Annotated in this window: 19 protein-coding genes; 7 read left to right on the forward strand and 12 right to left on the reverse strand. The window is 61.1% G+C overall.

Features of this window, described 5'->3' with window-relative positions; all coding sequences use genetic code 11:
* Positions 1-3 precede the first annotated feature (3 nt).
* Together ACIQTW_RS13700 and ACIQTW_RS13705 are read left to right on the forward strand one after the other, a co-directional pair.
* Positions 4-1,161, forward strand: coding sequence for a uroporphyrinogen-III synthase (locus tag ACIQTW_RS13700; RefSeq protein WP_091466214.1), 1,158 nt, complete (start codon positions 4-6; stop codon positions 1,159-1,161).
* A 199-nt stretch (positions 1,162-1,360) separates the two neighbouring features.
* Entirely contained in the window at positions 1,361-2,149 is a 789-nt protein-coding gene (locus ACIQTW_RS13705) for a hypothetical protein (RefSeq protein ID WP_402937638.1), read from the forward strand.
* 37 nt (positions 2,150-2,186) lie between these two features.
* Here ACIQTW_RS13705 and ACIQTW_RS13710 read toward each other — a convergent pair whose 3' ends face one another.
* Both ACIQTW_RS13710 and ACIQTW_RS13715 read right to left on the reverse strand, forming a co-directional pair.
* Entirely contained in the window at positions 2,187-3,485 is a 1,299-nt protein-coding gene (locus ACIQTW_RS13710; protein ID WP_402937641.1) for a Y-family DNA polymerase, read from the reverse strand.
* A 170-nt stretch (positions 3,486-3,655) separates the two neighbouring features.
* On the reverse strand, positions 3,656-5,122 hold the full coding sequence (locus tag ACIQTW_RS13715) for a sugar porter family MFS transporter (RefSeq protein ID WP_402937643.1): 1,467 nt from the start codon (positions 5,120-5,122) through the stop codon (positions 3,656-3,658).
* Positions 5,123-5,258: 136 nt separating this feature from the next.
* On the opposite strand from ACIQTW_RS13715, the gene ACIQTW_RS13720 reads away from it, so the two are divergent.
* Positions 5,259-6,281 carry a LacI family DNA-binding transcriptional regulator gene (locus tag ACIQTW_RS13720; RefSeq protein ID WP_402937646.1) on the forward strand — a complete coding sequence of 341 codons (1,023 nt, stop codon included), beginning with the start codon at positions 5,259-5,261 and terminating at the stop codon, positions 6,279-6,281.
* Here the strand turns inward: ACIQTW_RS13720 and ACIQTW_RS13725 are convergent.
* From ACIQTW_RS13725 to ACIQTW_RS13735, 3 genes are all read right to left on the reverse strand, one after another.
* Positions 6,272-6,703 carry a LexA family protein gene (locus tag ACIQTW_RS13725; protein ID WP_402937649.1) on the reverse strand — a complete coding sequence of 144 codons (432 nt, stop codon included), beginning with the start codon at positions 6,701-6,703 and terminating at the stop codon, positions 6,272-6,274. The two genes, ACIQTW_RS13720 and ACIQTW_RS13725, sit on opposite strands and share 10 nt — an antisense overlap.
* Before the next feature lie 145 nt (positions 6,704-6,848).
* Positions 6,849-7,445: a dihydrofolate reductase family protein gene (locus ACIQTW_RS13730; protein WP_402937652.1), complete on the reverse strand. Its 597-nt coding sequence runs from the start codon at positions 7,443-7,445 to the stop codon at positions 6,849-6,851.
* Between the two features lie 44 nt (positions 7,446-7,489).
* Positions 7,490-8,260: an SDR family oxidoreductase gene (locus ACIQTW_RS13735; protein ID WP_402937655.1), complete on the reverse strand. Its 771-nt coding sequence runs from the start codon at positions 8,258-8,260 to the stop codon at positions 7,490-7,492.
* Between the two features lie 171 nt (positions 8,261-8,431).
* Between ACIQTW_RS13735 and ACIQTW_RS13740 the strand changes: the two genes are divergently transcribed.
* The 4 genes from ACIQTW_RS13740 to ACIQTW_RS13755 all read left to right on the forward strand — a co-directional run bounded on the left by ACIQTW_RS13740 (position 8,432) and on the right by ACIQTW_RS13755 (position 11,555).
* Positions 8,432-9,319, forward strand: coding sequence for an FAD-dependent oxidoreductase (locus tag ACIQTW_RS13740; RefSeq protein WP_402937658.1), 888 nt, complete (start codon positions 8,432-8,434; stop codon positions 9,317-9,319).
* 116 nt (positions 9,320-9,435) lie between these two features.
* Entirely contained in the window at positions 9,436-10,128 is a 693-nt protein-coding gene (deoC, locus tag ACIQTW_RS13745) for a deoxyribose-phosphate aldolase (protein WP_402937661.1), read from the forward strand.
* Positions 10,129-10,180: 52 nt separating this feature from the next.
* Positions 10,181-10,408, forward strand: coding sequence for a hypothetical protein (locus ACIQTW_RS13750; RefSeq protein WP_402937664.1), 228 nt, complete (start codon positions 10,181-10,183; stop codon positions 10,406-10,408).
* 70 nt (positions 10,409-10,478) lie between these two features.
* Entirely contained in the window at positions 10,479-11,555 is a 1,077-nt protein-coding gene (locus ACIQTW_RS13755) for a right-handed parallel beta-helix repeat-containing protein (protein WP_402937666.1), read from the forward strand.
* Positions 11,556-11,570: 15 nt separating this feature from the next.
* Here the strand turns inward: ACIQTW_RS13755 and ACIQTW_RS13760 are convergent, their stop codons facing one another.
* The 7 genes from ACIQTW_RS13760 to ACIQTW_RS13790 all read right to left on the reverse strand — a co-directional run bounded on the left by ACIQTW_RS13760 (position 11,571) and on the right by ACIQTW_RS13790 (position 21,311).
* On the reverse strand, positions 11,571-12,350 hold the full coding sequence (locus tag ACIQTW_RS13760; protein ID WP_402937669.1) for a PIG-L deacetylase family protein: 780 nt from the start codon (positions 12,348-12,350) through the stop codon (positions 11,571-11,573).
* A gap of 31 nt (positions 12,351-12,381) precedes the next feature.
* A complete protein-coding gene (locus tag ACIQTW_RS13765) occupies positions 12,382-13,518 on the reverse strand; it encodes a glycosyltransferase family 4 protein (protein ID WP_402937672.1) in 1,137 nt (378 codons plus the stop codon).
* 76 nt (positions 13,519-13,594) lie between these two features.
* On the reverse strand, positions 13,595-14,905 hold the full coding sequence (locus ACIQTW_RS13770) for a hypothetical protein (protein ID WP_402937675.1): 1,311 nt from the start codon (positions 14,903-14,905) through the stop codon (positions 13,595-13,597).
* A 5-nt stretch (positions 14,906-14,910) separates the two neighbouring features.
* Positions 14,911-18,015 (reverse strand): glycosyltransferase family 39 protein, encoded by a 3,105-nt coding sequence (locus ACIQTW_RS13775; protein ID WP_402937678.1) that lies wholly within the window; start codon positions 18,013-18,015, stop codon positions 14,911-14,913.
* A 23-nt stretch (positions 18,016-18,038) separates the two neighbouring features.
* Positions 18,039-19,463 carry a glycosyltransferase family 4 protein gene (locus ACIQTW_RS13780; RefSeq protein WP_402937681.1) on the reverse strand — a complete coding sequence of 475 codons (1,425 nt, stop codon included), beginning with the start codon at positions 19,461-19,463 and terminating at the stop codon, positions 18,039-18,041.
* 11 nt (positions 19,464-19,474) lie between these two features.
* A complete protein-coding gene (locus tag ACIQTW_RS13785) occupies positions 19,475-20,272 on the reverse strand; it encodes a glycosyltransferase (RefSeq protein ID WP_402937684.1) in 798 nt (265 codons plus the stop codon).
* 229 nt (positions 20,273-20,501) lie between these two features.
* Positions 20,502-21,311, reverse strand: coding sequence for a metal-dependent hydrolase (locus ACIQTW_RS13790; protein WP_014921147.1), 810 nt, complete (start codon positions 21,309-21,311; stop codon positions 20,502-20,504).

Genomic DNA, 21,311 nt, shown 5'->3' on the forward strand with positions numbered 1-21,311 from the left:
CACATGACTGTTGCACGTGCCATCGAAGTCCAGGACGCTACTGCCGCGCCGGAAGTTGCCGAAGCCGTAGAAGCGCCGTTGGATGGATTCCGAATCGGCGTTACCTCACACCGCCGCTCCCGCGACCTCATTGAGGCACTGGAGCGCCGCGGTGCGAGCGTGTTGCACGCCCCCGCCTTGAAGATCGCCCCTGTGCAAGAGGACATGGTCCTCATCGAGGACACCCGCACCATCATCGAGGCCAAGCCGGACATCTGCATCGCCACCACCGCCTACGGCATGCGTCGGTGGTGTGAGGCCGCTGATTCCTTTGGAATCGGCGAGCAACTCCTGGACACGCTGTCCGCCTGCCGCATGTTCGTCCGTGGCCCCAAAGCCCGCGGCGCCGTTCGGGCGGCCGGCCTTGCCGACGTCGGAATCAGCAGTGACGAAACCACCGCCACGCTGGTGGACATGCTCCTGGCCGAGGGCGTCCGCGGAAAGACCGTAGCCGTGCAGTTGCACGGTTACACGGACGTCCGCCAGCTTGAACGGCTCCGCATGTCCGGAGCTACTGTCTTGACGGTGACTCCGTACCGCTGGGTGAAGCCCGACGGCGAAGACAAACTGCCGCGTCTGATCGAAGCTGTGGTCAGCGGAAACCTCGACGTCCTGACCTTTACCAGTGCCCCGGCCGTGGACGCGATGTGGAGCACCGCCCACGAAATGGGCCTCTACCGCCAACTCATCGAAGCTCTCAAAGGTCCGGTGACTGTTGCGGCCGTCGGTCCGGTCACCGCTCAACCGCTGGTCGACGCCGGGCTCACCCCGCTGATCCCGGATCGCTACCGCATGGGTGCGCTCATCAGGCTGGTAACCGAACACCTTTCGCTGAACCACGTGCGACGTTTGGAAACCAAGAGCGCCACCATCGAGCTCCGTGGACGCTGCTTGCGGATCAACGGTGAGGTGGTGGACCTTGCGCCCGCTCCCCTCCTGCTACTGCGAGCGCTGCTCGGCGCGGGCGGGGCTGTCCTGTCCAGGGAAGCTCTCTCCGACCTCTTGGACCTCCGCGGTTCCGTACACGCATTGGACATGACGGTCAGCAGGCTCAGGTCTTCCCTTCCTGATGGCAAACTTGTGGAAACCGTAGTGAAGCGCGGCTACCGGCTGCGGGCTTAGGTGTGAATGTTAGCGATAAATGGCGGTCTTTTGCTGAGCTAAATGTCGCCCTGCTGGTCGAACTTTTCTCCGTCGAACTCTTCATTGTCACGGGTTCTCTACCGGAGGAGACTTGAGGCGACGGCATCCCATCTCGGACCGCCTGCGAGGCCACCCGGCTGCGGGGCCTCACAGTAGCTTGTAGTGGCCTGGTGGATTAATGAGTTCCATGACACCCCTCGAAAAGGCCGCTCAGCGGTCACGCCATCTCTTGCCCGTGCTGACTATCGCACTGATTGGATGTCTCGGCGGGTGCGAATATGAGCCTTACGACGCATCCCTGCCGTCTGCCAGTTCTCCGATGACGGAGGCTCACACGGTCCCACCGCTGCCTGAGAGCCGCGACCCTCGCACGGTCCCGCCGCTGCCGAAGAGTGGCGATATCGACGCCGGCACATACCTGGTCCCCGTCGACGGCTACAAGGAGCCTTTCCAGATCACCGTCCCAGGCGGCTGGTCTGCTCTCGACGGCAATAGCCTGGGCAAGGATGACCCGGATCACCCGGCTGAATGGGCCGTCCGCCTGACCCTTGGGTCCGCGTTCTATGTGTCGCAGGACGCATGCAACTGGAGGGGCGCCCTTGGCGATTTCGGTCCTGCGGACTGGGCCTTCACTAGGGCTATGGCGGCGCAGTCGTTTACGGCAAGCACTCCTCCTGTCAAGGTCATGGTGGGCGATTACTCCGGCTTCGAGTTCGACCACTCCGTCGAGGGCGACGTGGACATCCCGGCCTGCGACAGCGGCAAGTTCTGCATCCACTCAGAAATGATGTACCACTGCACACACTGGTACTCGACTCAGAATGAGCACGAGACCTACCGGGTGGTCGACGTGAACGGCAAGCGGGCTGTCATCGCGGTGGGCCATATCGACGAATCGATCAATCCGGAGCTGATGAGAGAGGCGCGCACTGTCTTCGACTCGATCGTGTTCGAGTCCTACAAGTGATCAGCTGATCCGGCGGCCGATCCCGCTCGCTGCCACGCTAGGCCGCCTTCACCAGGGGAAGCTCGTCCCAGTTGGTGGTGTAGCGGGGGCTGAGCATGTCGCGTTTCATGGACCAGTCCGGGCCGCCTTTGATGCCCGCATGGCCCAAACCGATGGATCCACGGCCATAGCGCTTACTGACCTGCTCGAGCAAGGGGCCTATGCCCCGTTCTTCATGCCGGTTCTCGAAGATTTCCAGCGGTTTCTGGTTGCCGCTGGGTCGGAGGTCCGTGACCATGATTCCAGCTTTGGCGTACCTCACGCCTTCCTGGATTTTTGGAACCAGCGCATGCGCGGCCTTGGTCAGCAACACCGGATCCGAGGTGGGCATTGGCAGCTTGACGTTGACAGTGGGGAACGATTTGTCGTTGGGGTTGTAGACCGATGTTGCGGCAAAGGCAGTCAGTAGCTTGGCTTGCAGGTCATGTTTGGCCAGCCTGGCACTGGCCATCTGGCCATAGACACTCAGTACCTGCCGCAGCTCAGCCGCTGAGGTTATTGGTGTGGAGAAGGATCGGGAGAAGATCAGTTGATCCCGTCCGATCCGTTCCTCCTCCATGGGGATGCAGGGGGTGCCTTGCAGTTCCAGCACAGTCCGCATCATGACGATGGAGAACTTGTCCCGCAATGCCACCGGGTCGGCACGGACCAGGTCCAGGATGGAGAAGATCCCCATCGCGTTCAGGCGTTTCGTGAGCCTGGTGGCGACGCCCCAGATTTCGATCACGGAGAGCCGTGCCATGAGTGCTTCGCGTTGGGGCTCCGGGATGGAGTCCCACCGGCACACGCCGTTGAAGGCCGGGTTGTGCTTTGCCCACTTGTTGGCCAGCTTGGCAAGCGTCTTGGTGCGCGCGATTCCTACGCAAACGGGAACCCCCACGTGTCGTTGGCAGGCAGCTTTGATGGTGCGCCCTAGCTCCAGCAGATCGTCGGGTTGCCCTTTGACTCCGAGGAACGCTTCATCAATGGAGTACACCTCCTGCCATGCTGAGTACCGGGCCAGGAGCTCCATCACCCGCGAGCTGATGTCTCCATAAAGTTCATAGTTGCTTGAGAGTGCAATGAGTCCCCATTCCTTGGCGCGTGGAGCAAGCTTGAACCAAGGCTCGCCGAGTCCGATTCCCAGTCTTTTGGCCTCCGGCGACCTGGTCACGGCGCAGCCGTCGTTGTTGGACAGGACGATCAGCGGCTTGCCCTCCAACGCAGGATTGAAGGCACGTTCTGCCGACGCATAGAAGCAGTTGATATCCACGTGGGCGATCTCCTGCATGCGATGCATGAGCGCTGGCTTGGACATTCCACTCCTTGGCTCGCACTAGCACGCGTGCCCGCATTCGAGTGTGAGACACGCCATGCATTCGAACATACATTCGAATACCTTCACTGTACCGCTAGCCTCTGACAAGAAGACATCCCGCCCGCCAGACTACGGAAGTCCGGCGGGCGGGATGCGACTACTACTGAAACCTAGGACATACCAGCCGGCTCCTTCTTGTGCACCAGGTAGATGGCACCGGTGGTCACATCTTCTTCGAGAGCCTCCAAGGTGCGTCCGCGGGTTTCGGGAACCTGCGTGTAGATGAAGATGAGGGCCAGGATTCCAACAACCCCAAAGAGGAAGAACGTTCCCGTAATACCCACGCCCGCCACCAACGTGGGGAAGAAGAGACCGAGGAGAGCATTGGCTATCCAGAGGCAGAATACCGACAGGCCGATCGCGAAGCCGCGAACATGCAGCGGGAAGATCTCGGACAGCATCACCCACACGGCGATGTTGAGGAATGTCTGCATGGATCCTACAAACGCAACCACCAGGAACAAGATGACGAAAGGACGTGCTGCATTGCCGACAGGCAGGACGATCGAGGCGATTCCGATGAGGAAGTGGCAAACAGTGGTCAGCGTGAATCCAAGGAGCAGGGTGGTGCGTCGATTGATCCGCTGCATGAGCGTCAGGGCAATGACGCCGCCGACAACGGCAATGACACCGGGGGCAATGTTGGCGATGAGGGCTGCACTTGAGTCGAAGCCGGCTTCGACCAGCACGGACTGGCCGTAGTACATGATCGAGTTGATGCCGGTTAGCTGCTGAGCCACACCCAAACCGATACCTACCAGCACAATGCGCAGGATCCACTTGTCCTTGAGCGCTGCCCAGGAGGTTGCTTTTGAAGCCCGTTCCTCATCAGCCAGGTGCTTCACGTCGGCCATTTCAGCCTCGGCTCGCTCCACGGATCGAATGGTCTTCAGCACTTCCAGCGCTTCTTGCGAGCGCCCCTTGGAAATGAGCCAACGCGGCGACTCAGGCATACGCAGCATACCGAAGAACAGAGCTATGGCGGGCAGGGCCGCGACCGCAAGCATGATGCGCCAGACTCCCCCGAACTCACCCCAGACATTGCCGATGATGGCGTTGACCACGAAAGCCGCGAGCTGCCCAATGACGATCATGAGTTCATTCCGCCCCGCAAGGGAGCCACGGATTTCATACGGGGCCAGCTCGGCAAGGAACACCGGGACCACGGTGGAGGCGCCACCGACAGCCAAACCGAGGATGACCCGCCCCAGGACCATGACTTCGAAGCTCGGTGCGAAGACGCAGGCAATGGTCCCGGCAAAGAACAGGACGGCCAACAGGATGATCGTCTTGCGGCGACCCCAACTATCGGACAAGCGCCCGCCGCCAACCGCTCCGGCAGCTGCTCCGAACAAAAGGGAGCTGGTGACGATTCCTTCCGTCAGCGGCGTCAATGCGAGGTCCACGGTCATAGGCCTCAGTGCGCCGTTGATAACGCCGGTGTCGTAGCCGAAGAGAAGACCACCGAAGGTGGCTATCAAGGCAACGAGGCCGAGGCGCTTTCTGTGCGGACCATTTGTCAGCGGAGGGAGGGAAGTGCCATCGGCGGCTCCCCGCTGCGTTTGTGTGGCAGACATCAAGACTCCTTTGTCGGTGTGTTGCGGGTCATATTCACCCCGCGCTGAATACAGACTAACGCGCGAAAGGCTTAAATGTAAGGTCAAACTAACAAATCGCTAAGATCCCGCCTTTCCATCATGGGAGGATGAGGACATGGTTATCGACAACCGCCATCGTTCGGCCACCCAAAGCGACGTCGCCAGGGAAGTCGGCGTCTCCCGAACCCTCGTGTCTTTTGCCTTCCGGGGCGCGCCGGGCGTCAGCGAGGAAACCAAACAGGCGATCTTCGATGCCGCAAAGCGCCTGGGCTACCGACCCAACGCAGTAGCTGCCGATCTCGCACGAAAGCATCGGTCCGCCGTCGGCCTCCATCTCCTGGACATCCGCAATGAGGTCTACGCCGACATCCTCAACGGCGTCCGCATGGCACTGCCGCAGGATGGCAACAGGCTCATCCTGAGTGTCTCCCGGTCTGTTGGCGGAGAGGACCACGGCGCTCTGGAATCACTAATTGAGGCGCGAGTGGGGATAATCATTGCCGCCACCCTGCTGGATTCGGACGAACGGGTCCATGAATTGGCCAGGATCGTTCCCATGGTCAGCGTAACGCGTCCCGTGGAGGGCGTGGACAGCGTCTATTCAGACGATGCCGCCGGCGCCCGCGCGGCCACCGCTCACCTCATCGGGCTGGGTCACACAAGAATCGCCCACCTGGCAGGGCCCGTCTACGACGGTCATACGGTCCGCAGGCGGAGTTACGCACAAACCATGCGCGACGCCGGGCTGAAGCCGCTATTGCTCGAGGCCGACGACTTTACGCAGGACGCCGGACAGCGGGCGGCCGCCAAATTGCTCGCTATGACTGACCGGCCAACGGCGATATTCACCCACAATGACCAGCTCGCCCTGGGTGCCCGCGAGGCTGCGTACGCCAAGGGTCTTTCATTGCCGTCCGAGCTTTCCCTGGTGGGATACGACAACTCGAGGACCTCCGGACTCCACGGCATCGACCTCACATCGGTTGACCTCCACGCTGTTGAACTCGGTCAGATTGCGGGAACCGTTGCCTTGGAACGCCTCAGCAATCCCGATGGGCCCGCCGCAGACAGGCGCCTCACACCGCAGCTCGTGGTGCGAAACTCGACCGCCCCGCCGGTTGCATACAGTCAAATGTGATGCAGGCACGTGGTAGCGACACCCCAAATGGTCAGCTCCGACATTGCGGGGACGCGAATGTCCGGGTACTTGGGATTGTCGGCCTGCAGGACAACGCCCGCAGGCGTGACCCGTAGCCTTTTGATGGTCAGCTCGCCGTCAAGGACCGCTACGACGACGGAGCCGTCCTTGGGCTCGAGCGCCCGGTTGACGATCAACTCATCGCCGTCACTGATTCCGGCGCCCTCCATGGACTCACCGGTCACCCTCACTACGAATGTGCTGGTGACGTCCTTGATCAGGTGCTCATTGAGGTCGATCCGACCATCAAAATAGTCCTGCGCGGGCGACGGATACCCCGCCGCCACCGGGATAGGCGCCAGCAGTACTGACATAAGGGAAAAGCCCGCATCTATCACGCGGGGGCCGACTATCACGCCCACAACACACCTTTATTCGAATATATGTTCGATAGTTCAGTGTACAGCGGATGGCGGACATTGTGCCCCTAGCCTTCACCCCCGTCACCGGGTGGTGGTCGTTCCCGCGTTCGGATCTCACTGCTGCGAGACCAGCGCTCTTGGGTGACTAGTGAACCACGCGGTACCGCACGTGCGTTACCAAGCTGGTCGCGCGCACCTGGGTCTGCTCCAGCTGCAGGTCCCCCACGCCGTCGAGCAATCGCTCGCCACCACCCAGAACCATGGGTGAAATGTGGAGCCGCAGCTCGTCCATGAGCCCGGCCGAAAGATACTGGCGGGCAGTCTGCGCACCCCCGGCAATGGCTACATCTTTGTCCCCGGCAGCCTCGCGGGCCTGCATCAATGCCGATTCGATGCCGTCGGTAACAAAGTTGAACGTTGTTCCGCCTTCCATCTCCAACGGCTCACGCCGATGGTGGGTAAGGACGAAAACCGGTGCGTGATACGGCGGGTCCTCGCCCCACCAACCCCGCCATTCCGTGTCCCACGCCGCGGGTCCGGGCCCCGCAAACATGTTGCGTCCCATGATGAAGGCACCGGCCGCGAGGATCCCTTCAATCTCAGGCGCATTCGCCTCCGGCTCTTCGAACATCCACCTGTGCAGGAGCTCTCCGCCGTCGCCCAACGGCTCCTCCACGCGCTGGTTGGGCCCGGCAACAAATCCATCCAGCGAAACAGTCAGATCGCATGTGACTTGGCTCATGCGCCCATCATGCCACCACCGGCCCGCAAGGGTCAGCCGGTGCACTATCCCACCTTGAAACCACCGTTGCTGTGCAGCACCTGCCCGTTGATCCATGAGCCTGCATCCGAGAATAGGAAACGGACCAGGTTTGCCGTGTCTTCCGCGGTTCCCAAGCGGCCGGCCGGGGTGGCGGAGGTCCCCCACTGCCGGATTGACTCGTCCATCCATCCGGTGTCAATTGGCCCGGGATTCACCACATTGGCCCGAACACCACGATCAGCCAGTTCCACCGCGGCGGCCGTGACAATCCGGTCCAAGGCGCCCTTGCTGGCACCATAGGGCAAGTTATGAACAGTATGGTCGCTGGTCAAGGCGACGATCCGCCCGCCAACTTCCCCATGCTCAACAACGGGGAGTTGCTCAGCGAAGGCTTTGATCAGCAGCCAAGTGGCTCTCGAATTCACAGCGAAATGCCGATCCCAGCTCTGTACCGAGGTACTGAGGATGGAGCTGTCCACCGACTCGCAATGCGACATCACCAGACCGCGCACCGGGCCAAGGCAAAGTGCGGCAGTGACCAGTTCTGCCGGCACCGCCGGATCACTGAGGTCGCCGGCTGCAAGCTCGACGGCGGCCCCCAGTTTGCGGCACTCGGCGGCTATTGACTCCGGATCGTCGGGAGACGCCTCAAGCCCCAGTCGCTGATCGTAGGGCGTCCAATAGTTGAGAATCAGGTCCCACCCGTCACGAGCCAAGCCCAAGGCCATGGCCGCCCCGATGGAACGGCGCCGTCCCACGCCGGTCACCAAAGCTACCTTTGTATCTGCTGTCATGCTCCGACTCTATGTGCCCCGCGCGGAGCCGGATGTGATCCACGTTATTACCGGCCGGTAAACACCAAGCTACGGATCCGCCAAAGACGGCAACAGCGGCGAAACACCCGCGAAAAACCGGCCCCCTACGCTGTTGATCAACAGCAGGTCACATGAGCGAAAGGGCCAAACATGTCCGCCATCCCGTCCGCACCTTCCCTCCACATCGTCATTGCAGGCGCCGGTCCCGCGGCCCAGGCTCTGGTGCGGCGACTTGCCGGAGCGTCCGAATCCCGGCAGCGCGCTTTCCACGGAACCATAACTGTGCTCAGCAACCGCGACGAGTGCCCGGACGCCCTGTTGGAACTCGCTGAACTCCCCCAGGTCTCGGTCCGCTTCGGACAGGCGGCCAGCTTCATTGACGCCGATTCAAGGATTGTCACCACCGTGGATGGCATGGAGTTTTCCTACGACCAGTTGGTCATTGCGACGGGCTCTGCCCCGACCCTCCCGCCGGTGGCAGGCGCCGAGTCCAGCTTGAGCTACTCCACCATCGATGACGCCGCGAACATCGGCGAAGCGGTCAAGGATGTCAGCCGTCTGGTGGGCCGCCGTCCACTTGGGATCCTCGTTGGGAACGGACCGGCAGCGGGTCAGGCCGAGGCTGTGCTTCGTGCACGCGGGGTCCGCCCCGTCCGCACAACCCTCCGCCCCACCGCCGTCGTGCCTGCCGCCAACACCGGCGCAGGTGCGCAGGGTTCCATGCTGCCGGCCACCGGCGTCCTCTTCGAAGACGGCAGCAGCATGAACGGCGACCTCGTTGTGCTGGCCGAGGAGCGCACGGCCCGTAACGACCTCGCCGAAAGCGCCGGGCTCACAACTGCTGCCGACGGCGGCATATCAGTAGGTCGTGACCTCGCCACGTCCGTACCGGGCATTTGGGCGATTGGCGATGCCGCCTCCTGCGACGGACTTCGACTGGGCCTCCTTCTCTCCGCCGAGTCCTCTGCGATGCTGTGCGCCTCAGGCCTGCTCTTGAGTGCGGGCAATGACGACCAGCAGGCGTTGATCGCGGCCTGATGCCCCGCCGGCGGCGGCCCAGTGGGGCCCTCTGCGCATGTGGCAAGATGGTCCTTTGACGGGCAGTGACAACCCTGCGGCCACCGGGCCGGCCACGCCCTGCACGGAAGGATCCCATGAGCAACGAAGCCGTCGCGCCAACAAATATTGCCTCCTACATCGACCACACACTGTTGAAGCCGGAGGCCAGCGAGGCTGACGTCCTCAAGGTGTGCGCCGAGGCAGTCGAATACAAGTTCAAGTCGGTGTGCGTGAACCCTGTTTGGGTCAAGACCGTCACCAAGGCCCTCAAAGGTTCGGGTGTGCTAACGTGCTCGGTCATCGGATTCCCTTTGGGCGCCACCCCCAGCGACGTCAAGGCTTTCGAGGCCCGCGGAGCCGTGCTGGACGGCGCGGATGAAATCGACATGGTGATCAACATGGCCTCCGCCCGCGCCAACGACAAGGGCGCGCTGGTGGACGACATCAGGGCTGTGTCCGAGGTAGTCCACGCCGGGGAGGCCATCCTGAAGGTCATCATCGAGACCTCCATGCTGACCGATGAGCAGAAGGTCATTGCCTGCGAAGCGGCCGCAGAAGCCGGGGCGGACTTCGTCAAGACGTCCACCGGATTCAATGGCGGCGGTGCCACCGTTGAAGACGTTGCCTTGATGCGCAAGACCGTGGGACCGGAGCTGGGGGTGAAGGCCTCAGGCGGCGTGCGCTCCCTCGCCGATGCACAGGCTATGATTGCTGCTGGTGCAACACGTATCGGAGCGAGCTCCGGAATTGCCATTGTCAAGGGTGAACAGGGTTCATCCGCCTACTAAGGCTTCCGCTGCCGTCAGAGATTTTTGAGCCCTGCGGGGCGAGGAGGAATGAATGTCCAAGAACGCCACAAGCGCCCCCATTGAAAAAGAGAACAGCCTGGGCACCAGCATTGTGCTGTTCCTTGTCATGATCGTGCTCTTCCTGGGCGCCATCTACTCGCTTTCTTTCCTCAGCCTGGATAACCCGTGGCCGATGGCCGTCTGCCTCGGCCTGTTCGCCCTCGCGTTCTGGATCCCGCAGACCATTCTTGGCCGCTCGGACTCCGCCGGCGAAAGCTAGAACCCGCATAATGACGTGGAATGGTCCGGGCCCCCGCCTGGGCCATTCCTTTTTGTTGGGCGTTTCCCTAGTGACCACGCTCCTTCTCACGGGCTGCGGTCCAGCAAGTGCCCTCAGCCAGCCGGATGCACCGGACCGCATGGAACCAGCGTCCTGCGATGTGTTGGGAAGCAAGGCCGTCAGCGTCAAAGAATGGGTGGTGGAGGGATACCTCGACCCCGAGGACACCTCCAAATCCCTGCAACTGGCCATCGATACCGCGTCCAAGGGAGGTGGAGCGATTGTGCAGTTGCCCGAGGGCGTCTTCACGTTGGAACGTCCTTTGGTTATGAAGAACAATGTGCTCCTCAGAGGAGCCGGGCCAACAACAGTGCTGAAAGCAGGCCCGGACTTCCTTGAATTCGAGGGCCCTTTCGGCGGCCACCCCTTGATCACCACCAACGGCGCACAAAACGTCACCATCTCACAGCTCACGGCGGACCAAAACGGTGAAGAGCTGGATGGAAACCTTCCAGGACGCCTGCGTGAGTATCTAGTGGACGTCCGTCACTCCAGCAACGCCTTGGTGGAGGGTGTCTCCACGCGGAATCCCTACACTTACTCCATCGCCGTGGTAGCCAGCAGCAATTTCTGCTTACGTGGCAACCACACACTTGTGACCAGCAGCGGCCGATACGATCAGTTGGACGGCATTCACATCACCGACTCCCATGGAGGGTTGGTGGAGGGCAACACCGTTGACCAGCGGCAGGGAGCCGATGGCGACGACGGCCTCGTGGCCCAAGCCCTCGGCGGGTCCGTTCATGACGTGATCTACAGAAACAATGACGTGCGCGGCGGATCCCACGGTTCGGGAATGCAATTGGCCGTAGGCGAGCATGAAATCTACAACATCAGCGTGGATGGCAACCGCTTCCGGGATTCTCCTGATGGCGTCAAGATCGGATACTACGACGGCGGCACCGCGGCCGTTCACGATGTAACGGTCACAAACAACAAATTTTCCGATCTTCAAGGCCCGTGGCTCGATTTCCACGGCGATCTGGGCAACATCGTTGTGACGGATAATGTCACCTGCCGGGTGGGCACCATCATGCTCGAGGACGCACCCGGCAACGTCGTCACCAACAATGGGACAACATGCTAGCTGCCGTTCGGAGTCCTAGTGGCCGCGCGGCAGAAAATAGGTCTCCGGCTTGAGGGGAATCTCGCCACTAGGGAACAGAGCATCCACCTGCGTCTCGTACTGTCGGATACGCGGCAACTTGGCATCAAGGCCCTCGCCCCACGTCCAAGGAACGCAACCCAACCGTGTCAAGTGCGTCGCGTCTGGCTCGGACACAAGGTCGTAGGGGAAGTCCGAGTAGAGGATCAGGTCCTCGATGTGGCCTTTAGCGGCCTCACGCGTGATGAGATGGTCCACATGCCTGCCAACTGCAACGGGACAGAAGACAAGCTCGGCTTTAGTCTGTGCCATAAGCGTGGCGACGTCTCCCCGAAGTTGACGGATGAGTGGATGATCGCCCTTGGCGATCCTGCCCAACGCGATGTCGAACCGGTATGTGGGGTAACGGTGGGTGAACTCCGGGAGGAGCCTGTCCCAAGCGCTGCTCCCTAGCACTAGTGGCTTGCGGCGGCGTCGAAACAGCGCGTCCACTTCACCAAGATGGATGGACTGAACGCCCATGTCTTGGAGGACGGCGCGGTCCTCCGACTGCCTGGCCTTGAACAGTTCCCCGGCGTCCGGTACGGTGCATTGGCGCACGAAGGACCTCGCTGCGCGTGTATGAGGTGACGGAGCTGCCTCCGTGAACAGTGTGGCCACGATGACTTGGCGTTCGCGAGCCTGCGCTTCAATCAGGGCACCGCAGGACAGCACCGCATCATCCAGATGGGGTGACAGGAACAGCCAGGGCGCATCGCCCGCCAGGGATCGTTCCATTCTCGACTGAAGAGGCATCAAGGAGACCTTTCTAGAGGCATGCCTGGCGTCGCCCGGCGGGAGGGGGATCATTCAGATGGGCATAGCCGGCGCGGTAGGCGTCAGCTTGCAGCCCGGCGAGGCGATCCCAGTTGTACCCGGCGGCGAACTCCCGCGCTCTGGCGCCGATATCTTCCAGCCCGGACTCCGTGTACCTGCGGGTCATCTCGTCAGCGAGGCTTTGAACGTCGAAAGCTTCCACCAGCCAACCGGCATCTGGGGGAACGATCTCTCTGAGGCAAGGGATATCGAAGGCGATGACCGGGGTACCTGTGGCCAATGCCTCGATAGCTACCATGCCAAACGTCTCCTGCCGTGACGGTATAACCACCAGCCTCGCATCGCTCATTGCCTGGAACTTCTCGTCGCCCGAAAGCCAGCCTAGAAGCTTGACCCGATCTGAGAGGCCTCTGTCCTCGATCACCGCACGCAACTTCCTTTCATCGGGTCCGGTACCGGCGATGAGGAGGTTTCCGTCAACTTCGCTGATGCACTGCGTCCAAGCGGCCAACAGGAGATCCAACCCCTTGCCCGTGAACTCCAAGCGCCCGATGCAAAGTATGTCCTTTCCACGTTTTGGTTCTGGTTTCCACGCCGCAGGATCAACTCCATTGCCGATCACGTCCACGTGGATGTCAGGGTTTATGGAAGTCAACCGATCCGCTATTCCCTCGGAAACAGCGATGGTCCTTCGGAAATGCTGGACGCCGAACCCCTCCACCCAATGTAGTGGCAGCTTGTACTGCCGTGCCTTGTCGCGGGCATGCAGCCACTGCACTACCCCGATGGTGGGACGCTTCGTCCATAGCGGGGCCGCCATAGTGGAGAAAGGCGCAAAGAAATCCTCCACCACCAGATCAGTAGTGTGACGGCGCCGGTGCACCTCGAACGGCAAACGAAACACGTAACCCAGCAGCCGCGTCAGTCGGCTCTTGCCGCGACCGACGCCAATCGGAACGTAGTGCACGCCGTCCTGAACCCGTTCCTGCCAGCCTGGATATCTGGTGGTCAACGCCGTGATGTAGAAGTCCCCGGCAGCGAGTCGTCGATTGATCTCCAAAGTCCGAACTGATCCTCCACCTGCACCGGGCATCCGGGGGTCTTCGAAGCCGAGATGCAGGATCCTCACAGGACTCTCCTTTCTGGCTCGTAAGTCTGGGACGGCGGGCCTTTCATTGTGCTGCTTCCCCGGCGCCATAGGCATGTCACTTTCCTGCTTGGAGTTGTTGGATTACTTCTTTGTAGTCCTTGAGTGTGACGTTGCTGTCTTGTTCGAAGAGGTTTTCTTCGAAGCCGAAGAGGAACATTGTCATGCCGCATTCTTTGGCATACCTGGGTGCTGTTTGTAATTGTTCGGCGAGGCTGTCCGAGAGGGGTGAGCCGCCGGTGAAGGGTGCGTCGGGTGGGCCGGGGTTTTCGCCGACCAGCCCGAGGCCTGCGCGTCGCGCCAAGGCGCTGGTGTATCGGTGGGATGACCATGACGCGACGTCTTCCTGCATAACACTCTCGTTATCGGTGGGGAGGCATTGGTCTTGACGCGGAACAGCAGCGCGTGCTTTTACGTCCGATACGTCGTCCAGACCGGTGAAGTCCACGTCCACGCCTGACAACGTTGACAGGACTGTGAACTGTTCAAGGTAGTCCAGACCGCGTTCTTGGGCGCCGTCCGGGTTAGCGCGACCGTCCAGATGCCCGTTGATGGCTTCTGCTTTATCGGTCGGCAGGACTCCGCGGCCAGCTACGGGAACGTGCACTCGCCCTTGATACCCGAGTTTCCGTAGCTCGCGTACCTGCCATACCACGGCGTCCACGGCAGATCCAGCGTACCAATCCCACCACCGTTGGACTTGTTCGCCGGTGACGGGCTTGCCGTTCCACGAACGAGTGCCCGGAACCCATCCGGGCATGGGGGCCGGCGCTACGCCCTCTGCCAGTCCGATGCCGTGCTGAGGAGCATCCCCAAACGCCCAGAATTCGCGTTCGTTTCCCCCGTCGCCAGGCCCGGGGTACCCGAGCTCGCCGCCTGCGTCGGTTCCAGCGCGTATCGCTGTCATACCCTCGAACCCGAGGTCGGTTGCGACGTGGGCCAAGTATTTTTGGGCGGCGTTTCGGACCTTCGCGCTGAATATCAGCTCGGCTCCGGAGTGTCGTGGTGTGCCCCCGAGGCTTCCTCTTAGTTGGCCACCGGACAGGTCCCTGACCCAACCGGGCGGGTACTGCAGACCTGGGGACAGCACCATTCCCATGCCGGCATCACGGCAACCGTCTACCTGTGACCGCACCACGGCAACGTATTCAGCGTCCACCCGCCCGGCTACCGGTTCGTAGCGGTCCCAAGCCAACGGCAGTTCCAGCGCTGAGACTCCGGCGTCCTGGAGTGCTGCTACGCGTTCAGGGGCGCACGTGGATCCCAAAACCCCGAACGTCATGGGGGCGGGTATGACGGGGTCATTCCTGACGCTGCATCCGGCGGCCGCAGCTGTTATGACGATCGGCAGCAGCGTTGACAGAATCATGCGTCTCACCGGTACCCACCGGATACAGGAGGCAGTATCAACCCTCCGGAGACCGCGGCGTCCAGTTTGCTCTGGTTCAGTTTCCATACAACAGTGTCACCTGACGTTGGCCCGGTGAACGTGAAAACCGGTTGGGCATTCTCCTGCAGCCAGGCCAGGAAGGCAGGTGACGCGAAGCCGTAGCCCTCGCTGAGTTGCCGTCCCTGCGTTAGGGCATAATCGGCACCACCATCTCTAAGGGACTGCAACGAGGGCAACACCTCCCAATTCTCGTGCGGCAGCAGTGCGAACTCACCGGTTACGGACGTCAACCCCACCTTCGAGGACGCAGGCAGTTCAGCGTTCATCCAATCCCGTGCCCGGACGAGCCCGTCATCGACCACTGATCGTGCCTGAATACCCAGCAACAAACTCAGGACGGTCATGATCGCGGCAAAAGCCACGACGACCCCACGGAGCCGTGGCCGCCACTTGACCACCATCACAGCGGCTACAGGTACTGAAACCAGCGCTGCGAGCACCACACAGTAGCCAAATTGTTCCTCGGCCGCCCCGAAGAACACGGAGTAGACACCCACGAAACCGCAAAAAAGCGAGAATAGACCAATGACCCGGCGTTCCACCAGCGGCGACATGGCAGCCACCGCGCCAGCAAGTATGGAAAGCCCTAGTAGCAAATAACTGGTACCGAACCGGCCAACCAAGTCAATGAGTCGGTCCGTAAGGCTCACACTATGTACTGAATTGAACCCGGTCATCTGAACGACCCCAGCCATTCTGAGAACGCCGACCGATTTTTGTTCCATGAACTGTGGAAACAGCCCGGTGGCGGCTACCAAGCCCAGGTACAACGCATAAGGGACGACGGAGAACGCCACGATACGCGCGGCTGTTTTCGGGGAAACAGTTCTGCGCCAAAGCACAGCGGCCAGCAGCGGGACCACGGTGAACGCGGCAGTCATATCCTTCATCAAGATAGCTATCCCGAAAACCAGCCCAGTGCCTATTTCAAGCCATATACGCGTCCGTCCCCGCTCGCGGTCCAGCGCCACCAGGGCCAATAGCCATCCGGACATGACGGCGAGGCCGGCGGGAGTTTCCATCATCAACCGCCCGTCCATGCGCAGGACAAACGGGTCACTGGCCAAAATGACACCCGCCACCACAGCGGGCCCCACTCCCACCAGACGACGCACCAACAGAAAACAGACAACCACCGTCAGTACTCCGAGGAAGGCGTTAACCCAGCGCAGCTGCAACGCCAGATCCATGGGGTGTCCTTCCAGACCGAACACCCGGATAAACAGCGCGTTGAGGGCGTACGTGCCTGGAGGATGCAGGAAAAACGGGGTACCAAGAATCGACGGCATCTGACCAGCAGCAAATTGACTGGCAAAGTCCGCGTACGTAACCTCATCGATGAACACGTCATTAGCCCGCTGAACACCGAACATCCGGAACCCCAAAGCCAACAACCCCAAAAGCACTGCAGCCCACAAAGGACGCCGAAGCAACCTCGGCGACGTTGTGTGCGCCGTCGACGAACCGGACGGTCTCCGATTTGTGACTGCCGCGATCCGACCCTTCAGGGGTGCACGCCGCCGTGAGTGCCGCCGTCGAGAAGTTTCCTCGGATGCGTCAACCGCTCGCCGGGTTGATCCAGAACCAATGGCCTTTGGCAGCATCCCCCGCTGGTGGGCAAGAACCGTGACGCCACAGATGGTAGCCAGGATCAGCCACACAACGGGATGCAGTTGGCCGGCTGCTACGAGGGCTGCGAGCAGTGCAGCTACTCCTCCAACCCATCCTCCGCCAGCTATGGTGGAGCCGGCGGCCTTGAAAACCGGTCCGGAAACCAGTGCCAGCGTCGCGGCAGCAACCACTGCGGCGACGGCAGAACCTACGGCCAAACCTGAAACACCGCCAAGCTGCCATCCCGCAGACAACCCGGACACAACCATTACGCAGGCAAGGGCCAGTCCTATCTGGCAGCGGCGGTAGGCCCGCACAGCCAGAAGAATGGTTGCAAGTACCGTCAGGACGGCGTAACCCAACCCCGCCGCAGCGAGCCACGGCATGAGATGCAGGGAGCCGCTGTACTTGTCCGGGATGATCAACGCAGCCAAATCGTGAGGCACGGTAGCAATGATGGCGAAGGCAACGACCGCGAGCTGCCCAAAGGAAGTGAAGGCAGCACCAAGCACTTGAGGCACGTTTGCGCCAGGCCTGCGGAGCAATGGGAAAGCCACAACAGCGGTACCCGCGGCCACATACACCGGGCCCTTTGCGATGGTAGCCAAAGCCTGGAATCCGGCGGCAGCTGAGCCTTCGTCCAGAAATGCAACGACCACCACGTCTATGCCTACGAGAACGGAAACGACGGCAAGAACGGGGGCAATGTCGCTGGTTTCAGCCCAACGCCAACGCTGACGCAACACCCGGGGACGCCAACCGATATCCCGGTAAAACGACCAGGGAACCACCAGCAACGCGGCGGCACCCAGCGCGAATCCAAGCGTAGCTCCCACGGCGCCCCACGCCAGCGCAACCACCACGAGGCTAAATGCCAACCGCAGCACCACCTCACCGATGGTTGTCAAGGCGTACCACTTGAACCGCAGCTCGCCCTGCAGCCAACCGGAAGGAGCCGCCATAAGGAAAATGACCAACGACCCCAGCGCCACCGCCACCGCGAGCGCCGGTGAACCAAACGCAAGCGTCACAGCCCCGGTAAATGCCGCAGCTGTCACGCCTGCCAAACACGACAGGAAGAGTGAAAACGCCATGCCATCGCGGCGGCCGTCGGAGCCCTCAGAGTAGACGGCCACGTTGTGGGAAAGTGGCAGGGGTACCAACGCCGAGGAAACAATTCCCACTATGCCCAGCAGCATCGTGGCCGCGGCGAACTGCGTGTAGTCAGCGGTACCCAACATGTTTGCCATGAGCAGGGTGCAGGCGTAGCTAACGATGCCAACCACTCCCGCCGAGACAGACAAGAAACCGCTGTTTTCGGCTACCTTCGTCCCGGCATCCTCAGCCGCTGATTTCTTACGCAACCTCATATGACCGGCGGCAGCCGTCGATTGGGTGTCTCTCAAAACGTCGGACATTATTCCCCCTAAAATGCCGTCTGCTACAGGCCATCAGCTGTGTCGACGGGTGCGAAGGTGCTGCCCGGACCGGCAAGCAACATGCTGCGGCCGGCGGCGCGCAATTCGGCTCCTCTTACTCCGATGCTCTTCAGCACGGAGAATGCCTCAAACTCATCCCGTCCCTTGAGAAGGACTGAAATGAGCCCGCTCTTTTCAGCGATTTCATCCGTTGGCCGCAGGATGGACCGGATGTCGGCCCCTTGAGTGGTCCGGAAGCGTACCAACGTGGTCATGTCGGATGGCCCGCTGATGGCCGCCCCTGGGTGCTGGCGGCGAAAGGCGCTCTCCTCGACGAGAACGCCGGCCAACAGCGTGGCGCTGCGTTCCCAGGTGAAACAACGCGCCCAGTTCTGGCATTCAGCAGCAATATCGCGCGCTACCTCGGGATCGGCCAGAGTCTTTAGAGCTTTCACCAATGCCACTCCGAACTGTTTCGGTGTGTCAGCAAGCCATCCGGTGCGTTCCTCCACTACTGAATCCCTGATTCCCGGAACTCTCAGCGCGAGGCAGGGCACTCCCCAGGCAGCGGCCTCGATGACAGAACAACCCCAGCCCTCGGAAGCGGACGTTGAGGCGGTCAGCCATGCACGGTTCAAGAGGCTGTCGCGGACGGCATTGGGTTGGTACCCATGGAAAGTCACAACGTCATCAAGACCCAGGTCCATGGCCAGTTGCTGCAGCCTGCTCCTCTCCGGACCATCGCCCACAATTTCCAGCCGCAGTCTTGGCACGCTGCGGGCGGCTATCGCGAACTCGCCGAGCAATAGGTCCAGTCTTTTATGGGGCACAAGACGGCTCACGACTGTCAGGGTCGGCTCGGGATCGCGGGGTCCCACAGCTTGCGGAACATCTATGGTTCCGTTGGGAACAACATGGATGGGGCCGGGGAAGCCAAGCTTTCGTAATTCCAACCTCGTGGACGGTGAGACCGCGACGATGGACCGCTTTCCGTAGATGGCTTTGGCACCATTCTTCTCCAGGAACCGGCCGAAGGCTGCCATTGGCGGCGAAAACCTCGTCCGGAATTGGTGCTGGTGGACATGATGGACCAGTTGGACGATGGGAATGTCGCGAGGAAGGAACAACGGCGAGAAAAAGGGAATGCCGTTTTGGCAATCCACCACTGCGTCAAACCGATCCCTGGACCGTAAGAGTTTTAGGGCTGCCTGACCATAAAGGGAAAGGGGACCGCCGGAACGTATTATCCGAATCCCGTCGATGTTGTCTCCGGTTGCTTGCCCCGCATCACGACCCGTAAACCAGGTCACTGCAACCCCACTCCGGACCCACCTGCGGGAAATTTCATGCATGTACTGCTCGGCGCCGCCAGCCTGTGAATGGCTAATGTCACGCCAATTCAGGACCAGGACTCGTTTTCCTGCGAGCTGGGCCGACAGGTTTGTCATGTTGGATTCCATCAGTGCATCGCTTTCTGGATCTGAAGGACTGAGGCAAAACTAGCCACGCCGTCCTTTATGGGACGGAACGTGGAGGCCAATCCATCCGTCCATGCCACCGGGACCTCAATAATGGTTGCGCCCTCAAGCTGAAGCCACTGAAGGAGTTCCACGTCGAAGGCGAATCCGGTTGTCCGGCATTGCACCATGGCTTCGGTTACGGCATCGCGTTCGAAGAATTTAAAGCCGCATTGCGTGTCGCAGATTCCCCTGACCTTGGATTTGGTCAGGGCGCGGAAGGCCGCTCCCCCCACCCGACGGCCCAGGTGCTGGGGGCGGATAAAGGTGGAGCCCGGCGCGTGTCGCGATGCGATCACTGCAGCGGCCCCATGTTCCAGATGTGTGACTGCCGTGGTTAACGTCTCTAAGGGCGTGGCGAGGTCGGCATCGAAAAAGCCTGTGAACTTGGATGTGCCACTCAAGAGGCCTCGGCGGACCGCTGCCCCCTTACCCTTTCGGGAGCAGCCGACCACGGAAATAGGCACGGGGCTTCCTATTATCCGGGACATCCTATGGACCACAGCGGCTGTGTCATCCACGCTTCCGTTATCAACCACAACAATTCGTGAAGACCACGCTTGGTTCTCGAGGAAGTCCACGGTTTGCATGAGGGTATCGCTAATGCGCAATGCCTCGTTGTAGGCCGGAATGATGACTTCAACGTCAACCATTGTCCGGAGAAGCGGGTCCGCATGCAGCCTCTGCCGCATATCCGAACCAGTTTGGGTATCGGCACCATTCGGGCGGAGCAGATCCATTGGGGAACCCCTTGATTGTTAATCAGATAACTCTGAGTTCCAAGCTATGCGGGGGCACCTAGTGGAGGCACGAGTAGTGACTACTCGAAAAGTCTGCGTGCAGCCTGTGAATTTACCCGGCAAGTACGCAGTTTTGGACTTGGGTCCTACTCGCTGTGGCGGGTCGGTACCGCCACCACAACAATGAAAAGGAGGTCCTTTACACCAAGCGTTCCATCCTCCGTCAGGGTTACGGCAGTTGCACTACTCCGCCCAGGGCCGCCAGAACCCCGGGCCAATGTTGTTGTGCCAGCGTCCATGCGGCCGCGCCCATGCCCACCATGGCGTAGCCGCTAACAGGTATCAGAACCAGCCACTCACGTCGGGACCCTGCCCGCCCCAGCAAAGGGATGGAGAAAGCGCCATTCGGGCGCCAGATTCCCCGAATCATGGATTTCCGGAGGAATTTCGGCGGTTTGATGACGATGGGCCATAGAAGCGGCACCCCGCCCACAGTAATCATGTCCCCCACAATGTGCACTACCACCCCGGTGAGCATGGACAAAGGCAGCCAACCCCATTGATCCGGCGCAAACCACGTCACCAGGCCGGCCATCACCAAGGCGAACAGCCAGTTGGTAATCCAGCCCGACTTTGGAAACAGGTTTAGCGCCTTGGCCGCCAGATTGATCATGAACATGCAGAGCAGCCCGGCTCCGATGGAGAGCTTGCCCACCGGGGTCACCATTTGGAATTGGGCTGCCATGGCCGCGAGCACCACAAACGCGGAGGCACCCAACAAGGAGTGTGTCCCTTGGCGGTGCCCTCCGCTGGCTTTTTCGATCCCCACCGCAATCACATTGGACAGCGGCGGCAGCGAATTGGCTATGGTGCTGTGGCGGTGGTCCCAGTCGACCACCAAGGCAGTTCCCGCCGTCGCCATGGCTCCGATCAGGATTCCGGTGGAATCCAACGGGTACCAACCCAAGGCGTACGGGCCTGTCGAGGCAATAGCAATCCACGCCGCGGCTCCCGACGCGGCGTGATGTCCTCCCATCAT

This window comes from Paenarthrobacter sp. NPDC090517 (assembly GCF_044769165.1).
In the GTDB taxonomy this organism is placed as follows: domain Bacteria; phylum Actinomycetota; class Actinomycetes; order Actinomycetales; family Micrococcaceae; genus Arthrobacter.